Annotated in this window: 10 protein-coding genes; 9 read left to right on the forward strand and 1 reads right to left on the reverse strand. The window is 70.6% G+C overall.

Annotation, left to right across the window (positions count from 1 at the left end; all coding sequences use genetic code 11):
- Window positions 1-52 precede the first annotated feature (52 nt).
- The 6 genes from ACGFW6_RS44490 to ACGFW6_RS44515 all read left to right on the forward strand — a co-directional run bounded on the left by ACGFW6_RS44490 (window position 53) and on the right by ACGFW6_RS44515 (window position 9,211).
- Complete coding sequence (locus ACGFW6_RS44490; protein WP_393523421.1) at window positions 53-1,969, forward strand: glycogen debranching N-terminal domain-containing protein; 1,917 nt, start codon at window positions 53-55, stop codon at window positions 1,967-1,969.
- Between the two features lie 300 nt (window positions 1,970-2,269).
- Window positions 2,270-3,028: an NUDIX domain-containing protein gene (locus ACGFW6_RS44495; protein ID WP_393523349.1), complete on the forward strand. Its 759-nt coding sequence runs from the start codon at window positions 2,270-2,272 to the stop codon at window positions 3,026-3,028.
- 165 nt (window positions 3,029-3,193) lie between these two features.
- Window positions 3,194-5,191, forward strand: coding sequence for an ATP-binding cassette domain-containing protein (locus ACGFW6_RS44500; RefSeq protein ID WP_393523351.1), 1,998 nt, complete (start codon window positions 3,194-3,196; stop codon window positions 5,189-5,191).
- Window positions 5,192-5,354: 163 nt separating this feature from the next.
- Window positions 5,355-6,242: a FadR/GntR family transcriptional regulator gene (locus ACGFW6_RS44505; protein ID WP_393523353.1), complete on the forward strand. Its 888-nt coding sequence runs from the start codon at window positions 5,355-5,357 to the stop codon at window positions 6,240-6,242.
- Between the two features lie 426 nt (window positions 6,243-6,668).
- Complete coding sequence (locus tag ACGFW6_RS44510; RefSeq protein WP_393523356.1) at window positions 6,669-8,210, forward strand: RNA polymerase sigma factor; 1,542 nt, start codon at window positions 6,669-6,671, stop codon at window positions 8,208-8,210.
- A 143-nt stretch (window positions 8,211-8,353) separates the two neighbouring features.
- Window positions 8,354-9,211: a serine protease gene (locus tag ACGFW6_RS44515; RefSeq protein WP_393523359.1), complete on the forward strand. Its 858-nt coding sequence runs from the start codon at window positions 8,354-8,356 to the stop codon at window positions 9,209-9,211.
- 98 nt (window positions 9,212-9,309) lie between these two features.
- Here ACGFW6_RS44515 and ACGFW6_RS44520 read toward each other — a convergent pair whose 3' ends face one another.
- The gene (locus tag ACGFW6_RS44520; RefSeq protein ID WP_380865525.1) at window positions 9,310-9,540 is read right to left on the reverse strand and encodes a hypothetical protein; all 231 of its coding nucleotides are present in this window, start codon (window positions 9,538-9,540) and stop codon (window positions 9,310-9,312) included.
- A gap of 444 nt (window positions 9,541-9,984) precedes the next feature.
- Here ACGFW6_RS44520 and ACGFW6_RS44525 point away from each other — a divergent pair, with 444 nt between their 5' ends.
- The 3 genes from ACGFW6_RS44525 (at window position 9,985) to ACGFW6_RS44535 (ending at window position 14,562) form a co-directional block, all read left to right on the forward strand.
- Complete coding sequence (locus tag ACGFW6_RS44525) at window positions 9,985-12,108, forward strand: type IIA DNA topoisomerase subunit B (protein ID WP_393523362.1); 2,124 nt, start codon at window positions 9,985-9,987, stop codon at window positions 12,106-12,108.
- A gap of 403 nt (window positions 12,109-12,511) precedes the next feature.
- Entirely contained in the window at window positions 12,512-12,973 is a 462-nt protein-coding gene (locus ACGFW6_RS44530; protein ID WP_393523365.1) for a DUF485 domain-containing protein, read from the forward strand.
- A complete protein-coding gene (locus ACGFW6_RS44535) occupies window positions 12,970-14,562 on the forward strand; it encodes a cation acetate symporter (RefSeq protein WP_393523367.1) in 1,593 nt (530 codons plus the stop codon). The genes ACGFW6_RS44530 and ACGFW6_RS44535 overlap by 4 nt, the downstream gene beginning before the upstream one ends.
- Window positions 14,563-14,660 lie beyond the last annotated feature (98 nt).

Consider the following 14,660-nt stretch of genomic DNA (forward strand, 5'->3'; position numbering starts at 1 on the left):
CACCGGCCCCGCCCGTACCTCCGCCGCCCTACCGCCCACCCACAACGCCTTGATCTGCACGGCCCTCCCAGGCCTCGCGATCTCCACGGATCAGGGTCAGTTGACCGGCCGAGGCCTCGATGGCTTCTACCGCGCGGGTCGCCGCGTGCTCTCGCGCTGCCAGGTTCGCGTGGCGGGACGTGAACCGCTGGCGGTGCAGGCCCGGATGACCGCAGCCGACTGCGTCCGTTTCGTGGCCACTCTGCGCACGTCCCCCCAGGCGGGCCCGGACCCGGACGTCGTCATCGAGCGAACTCGGCACGCGGACGGCACCGAGCGAATCACCCTGCGCAGTGCGGCAATTCGTCCGTTACGGCTGCCGGTCGAGATCGCACTGGCCACGGACCTGGCCGACCTCGCAGCCATCGCATGCGGCAACGCCGGACCAGAACTCCCCGCCAGCGTCCATGACTCCGGCCTGCGCTGGTCGTCCGCCAGGGGGAGTTCGACGGTCACGGCCGACCCGCCGCCCGCCGACGCACTGGCCTCGGCAGGGTTGCTGCGTTGGGAGTTCGAGTTGCCGCCGGGGGGTGTCGCGAACATCGAGCTGAGGGTGCGGCCGGACGGAGCGGGACCTGTGCGCGCGGTGGGACGGGCGGCGACCAGCCCACTCGCCGCGGCCCGGGCCGCAGGTGACGAATCCGGAGTCGAGGTGCTGCTGCGGACCAGCATCGAGGACCTCCTCGGCCTCCTCCTGCGCGACCCCGCCCACCCCGCTGACACTCACCTGGCCGCCGGAGCACCTTGGCGCTGCGGTCTGGCACCGGCCGAGGCCCTGGCCGCCGCCCGGATGACGCTGCCCCTGGGCACTCGGCTGGCCGCGGGCACGCTCCGCACTCTCGCCCGCACCCAACTCCGGGACAAGGGACCGCAGTCCGGCATGATCCCTGGACCGAGACGGGACGCGGGTACGCATCTGCCACCGAGTTGCACCGGCACGGAAGCCACGCTGCTCTTCCCCGCGCTGCTCGCGGAAGCCCGGCGCTGGGGTCTGCCCGAGCCGGAGGTCCAGGAACTCGTGCCGGCGGCTGAGCGATGCCTGAACTGGCTGCGAGCCACGGTCCGCGACGACACGTACCTGCCGGACCCGCACCCAGGCGGCCCCGTCCGCTGCGAGACCCAGGCCCATGCCCACCGCGCGGCCTTGCTCGGCGCGGATCTGCTGGACACCTGCGGCAGACAGGGCGGCGCCGAGCTGCGGCACTGGGCCGGGGAATTGCGGGCCGCGTTCCGGTCGGACTTCTGGATCGACGACCTGGGCGGCGGCAGGCCCGCTGCCGCCCGTACCCCGGACGGACGCCCCGTGCCGCATCTGGGAGCGGCTGCCGCGCACCTGCTCGACACCGGCTTGCTGGGCGGGGGAGAACCGGCCCCCGGCCTGCTCGACAGAGTGCAGACCGAGCAGCTCGCCCGGCTGCTCGGCGGACCGGCCATGGACTCGGGTTGGGGACTGCGCGGGCTGAGCGCGAAGGAGGCGGGCTACAACCCGTTCGGTCACCGCAGCGGTGCCGTGCGGGTCCATGAGACGGCGGTCGCCGTGGCCGGTCTCGCCGCGGCCGACTACGAGAAGGAGGCGAGTGCGCTGCTGCGGGGGGTGCTGGCGGCCGCAGAGGCGTTCGGCAACCGGCTCCCGGACATGTACGCGGGGGAGGCACGCACCGCAGGCAGCGCTCCCCTCCCGCATCCGGCGGCCTGCCGCCCCTCGGCCACATCCGCCGCAGCCGGAGTGCTGCTCCTCACCACCCTCGCCGGCATACGCCCGGACGCCCCGGCGGGGACGGTCACGCTGCGGCCCATGCGGGGTGCGCCGCTGGGCGAGATCGTCCTGACCGGCCTCCGAGTCGCCGGCGCCCCCTTCTCGGTACGCGTCAGCCGGCTGGGTCTCGCGATGGTCGAGGAGGCGGGCGACGGGTTGCAACTGCGAGCGTGACATCGCCCAGCGACTGAGCTGTCCTCGCACCTCACCCGACGCGACCGTGCACGAGGTCAGACGCGGCCTCGTACGAAACGTGGCCTGACCGAGCACGACGTACGAAGCGCCCTCGTACGACAGGCGTCACGACCGCGCGGGCCGCACCGCATGACCGGATCCGCCGACCAGCATGACGGCAGGCGGCAGGACGAGCCACGTCAGAGGCCGGTGCGCCCGGTGCCGGGCCGAATTGGATCAACAGTCGATGGGCTCGACGAAGGGAGTGTTTATCGTCAGGCAGACGACTATGATCGCCGCATGCCCTACGACCCGTCAGCCTTCCCGCCCTTTGCCGTAACCGTGGACCTGGTCGTGCTGACCGTGCGCCGCCATGCTCTGTGCGCGCTGGCGGTGCGCAGGGGCGAACCGCCGTTCCAGGGGCGCTGGGCACTGCCAGGTGGGTTCGTCAGGGCGGACGAGGACCTGTCGCAGGCCGCGGCGCGTGAATTGGCCGAGGAGACCGGACTGCGGGCGCATGAACCCGCCGCCCCCGCACAGGACAACGGTGCGCACCTCGAGCAGCTCGCGACCTACGGCGACCCCAAGCGGGATCCGCGGATGCGGGTGGTGAGCGTTGCCCACCTGGCGTTGGCGCCGGATCTGCCGGCGCCCCGCGCGGGCGGCGATGCGAGCAACGCCCGTTGGGCCCAGGTCGACGAACTGCTGCATCAGGGCGGATACGGGCGCGACGGCGAGGCAGTCGCCCCGCTCGCCTTCGATCACGCGCAGATCCTGGCTGACGGGGTGGAGCGGGCCCGCTCCAAGATCGAGTACTCGTCGCTGGCGACGGCGTTCTGCCCGACCGAGTTCACGGTCGGAGAGCTGCGCCGGGTCTACGAGGCGGTGTGGGGGGTGGCGCTCGACCCGCGCAACTTCCACCGCAAGGTGACGGGCACGCCGGGCTTCCTCGTCCCCACCGGCGGCACCACCACCCGTCAGGGCGGCCGTCCCGCCCAGCTCTTCCGAGCCGGTGGTGCGACCCTGCTCAACCCGCCGATGTTGCGCCCCGAGGTCTGACGCGCAAGGGGAGCCGCGGCGCCGGCCCGGAGACGGTCCGACCCTGCCTGGCCGGGGTCGAAGTCGACAGGTGGCCGCGCAGATGGCTGACCGGGCGGAATACCGCGGGGCCAGAGGGCCTTGCCCTACCGGAAAAAACGGACATAGCGCGCTATCTTGCTGCGGGTGATCCAGGCGATCGGACTGACCAGCAATCCTCGCAAGGAGTTTCCCCCCGCCCTCGACGACGTGTCCTTCGAGGCTCAGGCGGGCTGTGTCACCGCGCTGCTCGGAGGGGCGGGAGCGGGCAAGACGACGGCGCTCAGACTCATGCTCGAACTCCAACAGGGCCGTGGCGTCACCTTCTTCAGGGGCCGCCCTCTGCATCGCATGGCGCATCCGTCGCGCGAGGTCGGTGTGCTCCTGGGCGACGTTCCCGGGCATCCGGCGCGCTCGGTGCGGGGGCATCTGCGCATGCTGTGCGCCGCGGCGGGCGTGCCGGCCCGCCGTGCCGACGAGGTCCTGGAGGCGGTCGGCCTCGTCAGCCTGCGCGACGAACGCCTCGGCACCCTCTCGCGCGGTATGGACCGCCGTCTCGGTCTGGCCTGCACGCTCCTCGCCGACCCGCACACGCTCGTGCTCGACGACCCCGCGGACGGGCTCACGACCCGCGAGCGCCGTTGGCTGCACGGCGCGCTGCGCGCACACGCCGCCCAGGGCGGCACGGTCCTGCTGACCACGGCCGACCCCAAGGAAGCCGCGCGCACCGCCGACCGGGTCGTCACCTTGGAACGGGGCAGGCTCGTCGCGGACCAGGACGCCTCCGAGTTCGCACGCACCCGGCTGCGTCCGCGCGTCGCCGTCCGTACCCCGCACGCCTCGCGCCTGGCCACCCTGCTCAGCAAGCAGGCACGCACCGCACAACGTTCCGTCGAGGTCGTGCGGGAGAGCGGCAACCGGCTCTCGGTGTACGGCAGTAACTGTGCCGATGTCGGCGAGATCGCCTTCCGCAACGGCATCCTCGTACACCAACTCGCCGATGAGATCGGGGACATGGGCCCGGGCCCGCAGGCGGACCCCGAATCGTTCGAGCCGCGAGCCGACGAGGAGGCGCGGGCGGCGTACGGCGACGCGGGATCGGTCGCGGGGGAGGCCGGAGTCCGTGGTCGTCGGCGCAGGGCCGCCGGGCCGAGGCGGGGCGAGGGGCGGGCGTCGCGTGATCTCCCCTCGGCCTCCGAGCGGACGCCGTCCCTCTCCGGTGAAGGGCAGGACGGAGAGACGGGGCTCGACAACTCCGCCGAGCATCCGCAGGGCACCGCTGACGAGCTCGCGGCGCGGGACGCGGATGGGGGCACATCCGACCACCCCGCCTACGGCCTGCCCGACCTCCCGCCCCCCATCTCCGTCCGCCCCGCCCCCAGCCCCTTGCGGCCCCTCCGCTACGAGCTCCGCCGCGCGCTCGGTGTCGGCACGGGATTCATCACCGCGGGTGTCGTGCTCGTGATGTCCGCTCTCACCGCCGTGGCGCTCGCCCGCACCGGGCACACGCCGCACGCGCGCCTGCTGGTGGCGTGGCCGCGCGAGCTGCCGCTGCCGCCCGCCGCGCTCGGGGCCGGGCTGCTCGGGGCGATCGCGTTCGGCGACGAGTTCCGCCACCCCGCCCTTGCGGCGGATCGCGGCACCGTCCCCCGTCGGCTGGGGCTGCTGGCCGCGAAACTCCTCGTCGCCTCCGTCACCGCCCTGGTGCTGGCCGTCCTCACCGTGGGCTGCGACATCGAGGTGCTCTATCTCGTCTACGGACGGGAACTCGCGGAAGTTCCCGCCGACTGGCTTGCGCTGAGCGCGAGTTGGATCGCACTCGTCGTCGGCTGCGCCTGGGCCGGCGTACTCGCCGCGGGTCTCTTCCGCTCCACCACGGCCGGGCTCGCCGCGGTGGTCACCGTGCCCATCGTCGTCGTACCGCTCGTACAGAAGGTCGTGGAGGGACCGTCTGTGCGAACGGCGGCCGGATTTCCGCTGCGGCTGAGGGAGCTGCTCCTGTCGCAGTGGCCGTTCGGTGGAGAGCGGTATCTCGCCGCGGTCGCGCGGGTCGTCGGTCAACCCGTGGGATCCGCAATGACGTTGTCCCTGACCGCTCTGCTCTGCGCCTATCTGTTCACGACCCTGAGGAGCAGGGTCCGATGACGACCGTCCGTGCCGTTCCCCGACCTGTCGTGCTCACAACTCCCCGGGGAACGCCCATTTCTTTCCGATAAGGCGTCAATTGCGACGGGGTGAGCGATCACCCTTTCGTGTGCTTTTCACCAAAGACCTCAAGGGAGTTGAGGAGGCCGCCGACAAAGGAACCGTGAGTACCCTTGCGCACACCATGATGACCGCCGCCCGCTCCACCGACTCCGGTCTGGCCGGCCCGGGCGATCTCGACCGCTACCCCTACGCCGAGGCGTCCGTCGCCGACCGCGTCGGAGCACCCGCCTGGGACAGCGCGGAACCTGAACTGGGCCGTGTCGGCCGGCGTGCCGCGGGCAGCCGCGGGCGCGGGCTGCACGGCCAACTCGTCCAACAGCTTGGCCAGATGATCGTCTCCGGAGACCTGGGCGCCGACCGCCCGCTGGTTCCGGAGGAGATCGGCCAGCGTTTCGAGGTCTCCCGCACCGTCGTCCGCGAGTCGCTCCGCGTCCTGGAGGCCAAGGGCCTGGTCAGTGCGCGCCCGAACGTCGGCACGCGCGTGCGCCCCGTCAGTGACTGGAACCTCCTCGACCCGGACATCATCGAGTGGCGGGCCTTCGGGCCGCAGCGCGACGACCAGCGCCGCGAGCTGAGCGAGCTGCGCTGGACGATCGAGCCGCTCGCCGCCCGCCTCGCCGCCGGGCACGGGCGCGACGACGTCCAGCAGCGGCTCGCCGACATGGTCGAGATCATGAGCCACGCGATGGGGCAGGGTGACGTCCTCACCTTCTCCCGCGCCGACACCGAGTTCCACTCGCTGCTCATCCAGGTCGCCGGCAATCGCATGCTGGAGCACCTCTCCGGGATCGTCTCGGCCGCGCTCCAGGTCTCCGGCGGGCCCGTGACCGGCTGTGACCGGCCGAACGAGGCCTCGCTGGCGATGCACAGCAGGATCGTCGACGCCCTCGCCACCGGCGACGGCGCGGCCGCCGAGACGGCCATGCGTCAGCTGCTCACCGTCCACCCCGAGGTGGAGCGTGTGGTGCCCGCACCCCGCGAGCACTGACCGCGCACCAGGGTCGCGCGGCCAGGGACGCCTCCCCCTCCTGTGGCGGTCCCGGCCCGCGCACCCCCTCCCGTCGGACCCGCAGGATCCCGCGCGGATCCTGCGGGTCCGACGGTGCGACGGGGCGGCGGAATCGCCGTACAGTGCGTTGTGGAAGCAACTGGCGACCGGTTCTGTCCGTGTCTGCGTGCTTTTGATCGGTTACGGGATGTGACTCGGGCCACGCAGATTGGGCGTAACACTCGGGGAAACAGCGCGATGACCTAAGAGGTGACAGCCGCGGAGGGAATACGGACGCCGTTCAAGGCGCTGTGAATCTTCCCGGCCCCCGCCCGCACCGTCGGTCCAATCCCCAGGCCGGTGGTCGGCTCCTGTCCGCCGTGGACGGGGCCGGAAGCCGTTTTTCAACGTTCCGAGAGGTTGTTCGTGTCGGCCAGCACATCCCGTACGCTCCCGCCGGAGATCGCCGAGTCCGTCTCTGTCATGGCTCTTATCGAGCGGGGAAAGGCTGAGGGGCAGATCGCCGGCGACGATGTGCGTCGGGCCTTCGAAGCCGACCAGATTCCGGCCACTCAGTGGAAGAACGTACTGCGCAGCCTCAACCAGATCCTCGAGGAAGAGGGTGTGACGCTGATGGTCAGTGCCGCGGAGCCCAAGCGCACCCGAAAGAGCGTCGCAGCCAAGAGTCCGGCCAAGCGCACCGCCACCAAGACGGTCGCGGCGAAGACGGTGACCGCCAAGAAGGCCACCGCCACCGCCACGCCCGCGGCGCCCACCGACGAACCCGCCGTCGAGGACGAGGCGCCCGCGAAGAAGGCCGCCGCCAAGAAGACGACCGCCAAGAAGACTGCGGCGAAGAAGACGACGGCAGCCAAGAAGACCGCTGCCAAGAAGACGACCGCCAAGAAGGACGACGCCGAGATCCTCGAGGACGAGGCTCTCGAAGAGGCGGCGCCCGGCAAGACCGGCGACGAGCCCGAGGGCGCCGAGAGCGCCGGCTTCGTCCTCTCCGACGAGGACGAGGACGACGCGCCCGCGCAGCAGGTCGCCGCCGCCGGTGCCACCGCCGACCCGGTCAAGGACTACCTCAAGCAGATCGGTAAGGTCCCGCTGCTCAACGCCGAGCAGGAGGTCGAGCTCGCCAAGCGCATCGAGGCCGGTCTGTTCGCCGAGGACAAGCTGGCCAACGCCGACAAGCTCGCCCCCAAGCTCAAGCGCGAGCTGGAGATCATCGCCGAGGACGGCCGCCGCGCCAAGAACCACCTCCTGGAGGCCAACCTCCGTCTGGTGGTCTCCCTGGCCAAGCGCTACACCGGCCGCGGCATGCTCTTCCTGGACCTCATCCAGGAGGGCAACCTCGGTCTGATCCGCGCGGTCGAGAAGTTCGACTACACCAAGGGCTACAAGTTCTCCACGTACGCCACCTGGTGGATCCGTCAGGCGATCACCCGCGCCATGGCCGACCAGGCCCGCACCATCCGTATCCCGGTGCACATGGTCGAGGTCATCAACAAGCTCGCGCGCGTGCAGCGCCAGATGCTCCAGGACCTGGGCCGCGAGCCCACCCCGGAGGAGCTGGCCAAGGAGCTCGACATGACCCCGGAGAAGGTCATCGAGGTCCAGAAGTACGGCCGCGAGCCCATCTCCCTGCACACTCCGCTGGGCGAGGACGGCGACAGCGAGTTCGGTGACCTCATCGAGGACTCCGAGGCCGTCGTCCCGGCCGACGCCGTCAGCTTCACGCTCCTCCAGGAGCAGCTGCACTCGGTCCTCGACACCCTGTCCGAGCGCGAGGCGGGCGTCGTCTCCATGCGCTTCGGTCTCACCGACGGTCAGCCGAAGACCCTCGACGAGATCGGCAAGGTCTACGGCGTGACGCGCGAGCGCATCCGTCAGATCGAGTCGAAGACCATGTCGAAGCTGCGCCACCCGTCGCGCTCCCAGGTGCTGCGCGACTACCTCGACTAGGTCGCACACGCACCACGCGTTCCACGAAGCGAAAGGCCCGGCCCCACTCGGGGGCCGGGCCTTTCGCTTCGGTGCGCGGGTGCGGGGCGCGGCGGGCTGACTCACTCTGGGTTTCCCATGACCATCCGAGAGTGAGGAGCGCCATGCGTCGTCCCTTTGCCCGGGCGCTGGCCCGGCCGCTGGTTATGGCGGCCATGGCGACCGCCGTACCGCTGGCGTCCGCGGCCCCCGCGGCCGCCGACAGCGTTGTCGTAGGTGGGTTCCCGGTGGATGTGTCCGACAGCCCCTGGACCGTGGCGCTGTCCAGCCGTGACCGGTTCGGGGGTACGCGGTCCGGTCAGTTCTGCGTCGGAGTGGCCATCGGGCGCTCCACCGTGCTGACCGCGGCCCACTGCCTGAGCGAGGAGGTCCTGGGGACGTCACCGCGGGAGGTGCGCGACTTCAAGGTCATCACCGGTCGCTCGGACCTGCTGTCCGGCCGGGGCCAGGAGATCGCCGTCCGTGGTGCCTGGGTGAACCCCGACTACGACGAGGACAGCAACAGCGGCGACTTCGCGGTGGTGAGTCTCGCGCAGCCCTTGCCCGCCAGTGCGGTGATCGGGATGGCGGGACCCGGCGACCCCGCCTATGTGCCGGGGACGCCGGCCCTGGTCTACGGCTGGGGGGATGTCACGGGCGCCGGCGACTATCCGAGGGGGCTGCGGGCGGCGCGGGTGCATGTGCTGCCCGACGCGCTGTGCAGGCAGGCGTATCCGGGCGGTGGTGACGGCAGGTATCTGGCGGGCAGCATGCTGTGCGCGGGGGAGCCGACGGGCGGCCGGGATGCCTGTCAGGGGGACAGCGGAGGGCCGCTGGTCGCCCGCGGGAAGCTGATCGGGCTGGTGTCCTGGGGGAACGGGTGCGGTCGCGCGGGCAGCCCTGGCGTGTACACGCGGGTGTCCGAGGTCGTGCGGGCCCTGGGGCTGCGAGCCGGCGCGCGGGAGCACGCAGGCGGCGGCTGAGGCCTCACGGGACATGAGCGCGGGCGGCCCCCCTGATTCCAGGGGTGGCCGCCCGTCGACCGGCCTGTGCCGGAGCTGGCTCGTCGTTGTGCGAGGTGTCAGCGCTCTTCGTCGGACGCCGATGCGGGAACGGACGTGAGCCGCTCCGTCTCGTCCTGTATCTCAGCGGCGATCTTCTTGAGTTCCGGCTCGAACTTGCGGCCGTGGTGGGCGCAGAAGAGCAGTTCTCCGCCGCTGAGCAGGACGACGCGCACGTACGCCTGGGCGCCACAACGGTCGCAGCGGTCAGCGGCCGTCAGCGGGCTCGCGGGGGTCAGAACAGTAGTCACGTCGCCTCTTCTCTAGCTCGACGAGCTGTCGTACCAGGGTCAACATCCAACCAGCCCCAAAACGTTCCCGCTCGTGGCTTCACCCAGAGAGAAATTTTTCGGGGGCGGCCGGCTGCTGCCGGCTTGGCGGCGAATGTGCCGTATTGCGTCGGTGTCTTGCTTACGGTTTCGCGCTGTCGGTCAAGGTCGGTCCACCCGGCTGGCTTGCCGGTTTGTTCATGAGGACGTGCCCGGAGCCTAAATGGTTCATGCCTGGAAGGGAACGTGATATGTACTTCACCCCTTCGAGGGATCGAACACCTATGCGACCCTGGACTAGTCTGTGTTTCGTACGAGGGTGGCGTTACAACGGCTCTACCAGGCCTCGGTACCCTCTTGACGGCGACCGAAGCCGCGCCCTTACCCACCAGGGCGCAACCTGAAATTCAGCGAGGAGCGAACCGCGTGACCGCCGAGACGTCCGTGCCGTCCACAGCGCTGCTGGCAGGAGCAGACCGGGACGGTTCCAACTACACCGCGCGGCACCTGCTCGTCCTCGAGGGGCTCGAGGCCGTGCGCAAGCGCCCCGGTATGTACATCGGGTCGACCGACAGCCGCGGTCTCATGCACTGCCTGTGGGAGATCATCGACAACTCCGTCGACGAGGCTCTGGGCGGGTACTGCGATCACATCGAGGTGATCCTCCACGACGACGGGTCGGTGGAGGTCCGGGACAACGGCCGGGGCATCCCGGTCGACGTCGAGCCGAAGACCGGGATGTCCGGCGTCGAGGTCGTCATGACCAAGCTGCACGCCGGCGGCAAGTTCGGTGGTGGCTCCTACGCCGCCTCCGGCGGTCTGCACGGCGTCGGTGCCTCCGTGGTGAACGCCCTGTCCGCGCGGCTGGACGTCGAGGTGGACCGCAGCGGCCACACCCACGCCATCAGCTTCCGGCGCGGTGTCCCCGGAGCCTTCGCCGCCGACGGCCCGAACGCGAAGTTCGACGCCAAGAGCGGCCTGCGCAAGACCAAGAAGATCCCCAAGGCCCGCAACGGCACGCGCGTGCGTTACTGGGCCGACCGGCAGATCTTCCTCAAGGACGCGAAGCTCTCCCTGGAGAACCTCCACCAGCGTGCCCGCCAGACCGCGTTCCTGGTGCCCGGCCTGACCATCGTCGTCCGCGACGAGTTCGGCCTCGGCGACGGCGGCAGCAAGGGCGAGGAGTCCTTCCGCTTCGACGGCGGCATCAGCGAGTTCTGCGAGTACCTGGCAGCGGACAAGCCCGTCTGCGACGTCCTCCGCTTCACCGGTCAGGGCACCTTCAAGGAGACCGTCCCGGTCCTGGACGAGCACGGCCAGATGACGCCCACCCAGGTCACCCGCGAGCTCGGCGTCGACGTCGCCATGCGCTGGGGCACCGGCTACGACACGACCCTCAAGTCGTTCGTGAACATCATCGCCACCCCCAAGGGCGGCACCCACGTCGCGGGCTTCGAGACGGCCGTGGCCGCCACCATGAACGAGGTGCTGCGCACCAAGAAGATGCTGCGCGTCGCCGAGGACGACATCGTCAAGGACGACGCCCTGGAGGGCCTGACCGCGGTCGTCACCGTCCGGCTCGCCGAACCGCAGTTCGAGGGCCAGACCAAGGAGGTCCTCGGCACCTCGGCGGCCCGGCGCATCGTGAACACCGTGATCGCCAAGGAGCTCAAGGCGTTCCTGACGTCCACCAAGCGCGACGCGGCGGCACAGGCGCGCGTGGTGCTCGAAAAGGCCGTCGCGGCGGCACGCACGCGTATCGCCGCCCGCCAGCACAAGGACGCGCAGCGCCGCAAGACGGCCCTGGAGTCCTCGTCGCTCCCCGCCAAGCTCGCCGACTGCCGCAGCGACGACGTCGACCGCAGCGAGCTCTTCATCGTCGAGGGAGACTCCGCGCTCGGCACCGCCAAGCTCGCCCGGAACTCCGAGTTCCAGGCGCTGCTGCCGATCCGCGGCAAGATCCTCAACGTCCAGAAGTCGTCCGTGACCGACATGCTCAAGAACGCCGAGTGCGGCGCGATCATCCAGGTCATAGGAGCGGGGTCCGGCCGGACCTTCGACATCGACGCCGCGCGCTACGGCAAGATCATCATGATGACCGACGCCGACGTCGACGGCTCCCACATCCGGACGCTGCTGCTGACGCTGTTCCAGCGCTACATGCGGCCGATGATCGAGGCGGGCCGGGTGTTCGCGGCCGTGCCGCCGCTGCACCGGATCGAGCTGATCCAGCCCAAGAAGGGGCAGGACAAGTACGTGTACACGTACTCGGACCGGGAGCTGCGCGACAAGCTCATGGAGTTCCAGAGCAAGGGCGTGCGCCACAAGGACTCCATCCAGCGCTACAAGGGTCTCGGCGAGATGGACGCCGACCAGCTGGCCGAGACGACCATGGACCCGCGCCATCGCACGCTGCGGCGGATCAGCCTCACCGATCTTGAGGCGGCCGAGCGGGTCTTCGATCTGCTGATGGGCAACGATGTGGCGCCGCGCAAGGAGTTCATCTCCAGCTCGGCTGCGACGCTGGACCGGTCGCGCATCGACGCGTAGCCGCTGCGCTGGGCCGGGGCCGGGGTTTTCGGCCTCGGCTTCGCCTTCGGCCGTTTTCGAGGGTTCCCACCCGCACCGCCCGTGCGGCTTTCGTCGGCGGGTGCGGGTGGCCCCTGCCGGGTCCCTCGCCGTCGGCGGGTGCGGGCGCGGGTGGCCTGAGGAGCCTCTCGGCCGTCGGCGCGTGGTGTTGCTCCGAGGAGCCTCTCGGCTGTCGGTGGGTGGTGCTGCTCCGAGGAGTCTCTCGGTCGTCGGCGGGTCCGGGTGGTTCCGAAGGGCCTCTCGGCGTCGGCGAGTGCGGGGCTATTTGCTGACTTGCCTGGTCCTTCCGGTTTGAATCACCTGATGGGGTGAAGCGGGCGGAGAAGCCGAGTCGGCGATCTTTCCGTTCTGTCCATGCTTGGGCATGCACTCAAGCGATGGTCGTCCCCGCGAAACCACAGGTGCGCGGTACGACGATCCCTGGTACGACGCCCTCGCCTCCGGGTGGGGGGAGTCGGACGGTACGGACGCCCCCGAGGCCGCCCCGCCACCCGCCGGTGATGTGTACCTGGAGGTGCAGCGCAGCGCCGCCTTCCGCGAAGTGCGCAGCCGCTACCGGCGGTTCGTGGTGCCGGCGGTCGTCGTGTTCCTCTCCTGGTACGTGGCGTACGTCGTCGCCGCCACGACCGCGCCGGGGCTGATGGCCCGCCCCGTCATGGGCGCCGTGAACGTCGCGATGCTCGCCGGACTGGGGCAGTTCCTCACCACCTTCCTGCTCACCTGGGCCTACGCCCGGCACGCGCGTCTGCGCCGGGACCGGGCCGCGCTAGAACTGCGCTGGGACACCCAGGAGTTGACGCGCGTGGCGAAGGGCGGTGCCGCGTGACCGTCGACCATCAGACGCTGTCGCTGCTGCTGTTCAGCGTGTTCGTCGCGATCACGCTGGGAATCACCACCTGGGTGAGCCGCAACCGGCGTGGTTCCGCGGAGGAGTTCTACGCGGGCGGCCGGCTGTTCACGCCCATGGAGAATGGTTTTGCCATCGCCGGCGACTACATGTCCGCCGCCTCCTTCCTCGGCATCTCCGGTCTGATCGCCCTGTTCGGCTACGACGGGCTGCTGTACTCGGTGGGCTTCCTGGTGGCCTGGCTCGTGGTGCTGTTCCTGGTTGCCGAACTGGTGCGCAACTGCGGGCGGTTCACGCTCGCCGACGTGGTCGCCGCGCGGATGAGCGAGCGCCCCGTGCGGATCGCGGCGGGAACTTCCTCGGTCACCGTGTCCGTTCTGTATCTGGTGGCGCAGATGGTCGGCGCGGGCACCCTGGTCGCGCTGCTGCTCGGGGGCAAGGGCGAGGCGGCGCAGTCCTGGACCGTCATCGGCGTCGGCGCGCTCATGGTGATCTATGTCTCGTTGGGAGGGATGCGAGCCACCACCTGGATCCAGATCGTCAAATCGGTCCTGCTGCTCGGCGGCACCCTCGCGTTGACCGTGCTCGTCCTGCTCCGCTTCCACGGCGATTTCGACCAACTGCTGCTCACAGCGGCCGAGCGCAGCGGTCACGGCGACGCGTTCCTGGCACCCGGCCTGAAGTACGGCGGTGACTGGACGGCCCGCTTCGACTTCATCAGCCTCGGCCTCGCGCTGGTCCTGGGCACCGCGGGACTGCCGCACATCCTGTCCCGCTTCTACACCGTGCCCACCGCCCGTGCCGCACGGCGCTCGGTGGTCTGGGCGATCGGACTCATCGGCGGCTTCTACCTGATGACGATCGTCCTCGGCTTCGGCGCGGCGGCGATCGTCGGGCCCGACGCGGTGCGCGGGTCGAACGCGGCCGGGAACACGGCCGTTCCGCTGCTCGCCCTCGACCTCGGCGGCGGTGCGGACTCCACCGGTGGAACGGTTCTGTTCGCCGTCGTCGCCGCCATCGCCTTCGCCACGATCCTCGCCGTGGTCGCCGGCATCACGCTCGCGTCCTCGGCTTCCGTCGCCCACGACCTGTACGCCTCCCTCCGGCGCCGGCACGCCAAGCCCCGCAGCGAGGTGGCCGTGGCCCGGATCGCCGCCGTCGGCATCGGCCTGGTCGCCATCGGCCTGGGACTGCTGGCCCGGGATCTGAACGTCGCGTTCCTCGTCGGCCTGGCCTTCGCCGTCGCCGCGTCCGCCAACCTTCCGGTCCTGCTGTACTCACTGTTCTGGCGGGGCTTCACGACAAGGGGAGCCGTCTGGTCCGTGTACGGAGGGCTCGTCCCGGCGCTCGTGCTCGTGGTGCTGTCGCCTGTGGTCTCCGGCAGCCCCGAATCGCTGTTCCCCGAGGTCGACTTCCAGTACTTCCCGCTCCAGAACCCCGGCCTCGTCTCCATCCCGCTGGGCTTCGTCGCGGGCTGGCTCGGCACCGTCACCTCCGCGGAGGTCCCCGACGAGGCCAAGCACGCGGAGACCGAGGTGCGGTCGCTGACCGGGGCGGGGGCGGTGTAGGGCGGGGGCGGGCCATGGCCGCCGTAGAGAGCCGATCGCGACGCGGTACGGCCGACCCCGACCCGTCAGGCTGTCGGCCCGTCCGCTGACGATTCGGC

Origin of the sequence: Streptomyces sp. Y7, assembly GCF_043195415.1 — a bacterium.
Classification (GTDB): Bacteria; Actinomycetota; Actinomycetes; order Streptomycetales; family Streptomycetaceae; genus Streptomyces.

What these genes read in the sequence shown, in the direction of transcription:
- ACGFW6_RS44495 (WP_393523349.1), top strand. Translation starts at nt 2,270, where the DNA reads ATGCCCTACGACCCGTCAGCCTTCCCGCCCTTTGCCGTAACCGTGGAC.
- ACGFW6_RS44515 (WP_393523359.1), top strand. Translation starts at nt 8,354, where the DNA reads ATGCGTCGTCCCTTTGCCCGGGCGCTGGCCCGGCCGCTGGTTATGGCG.
- ACGFW6_RS44530 (WP_393523365.1), top strand. Translation starts at nt 12,512, where the DNA reads ATGCACTCAAGCGATGGTCGTCCCCGCGAAACCACAGGTGCGCGGTAC.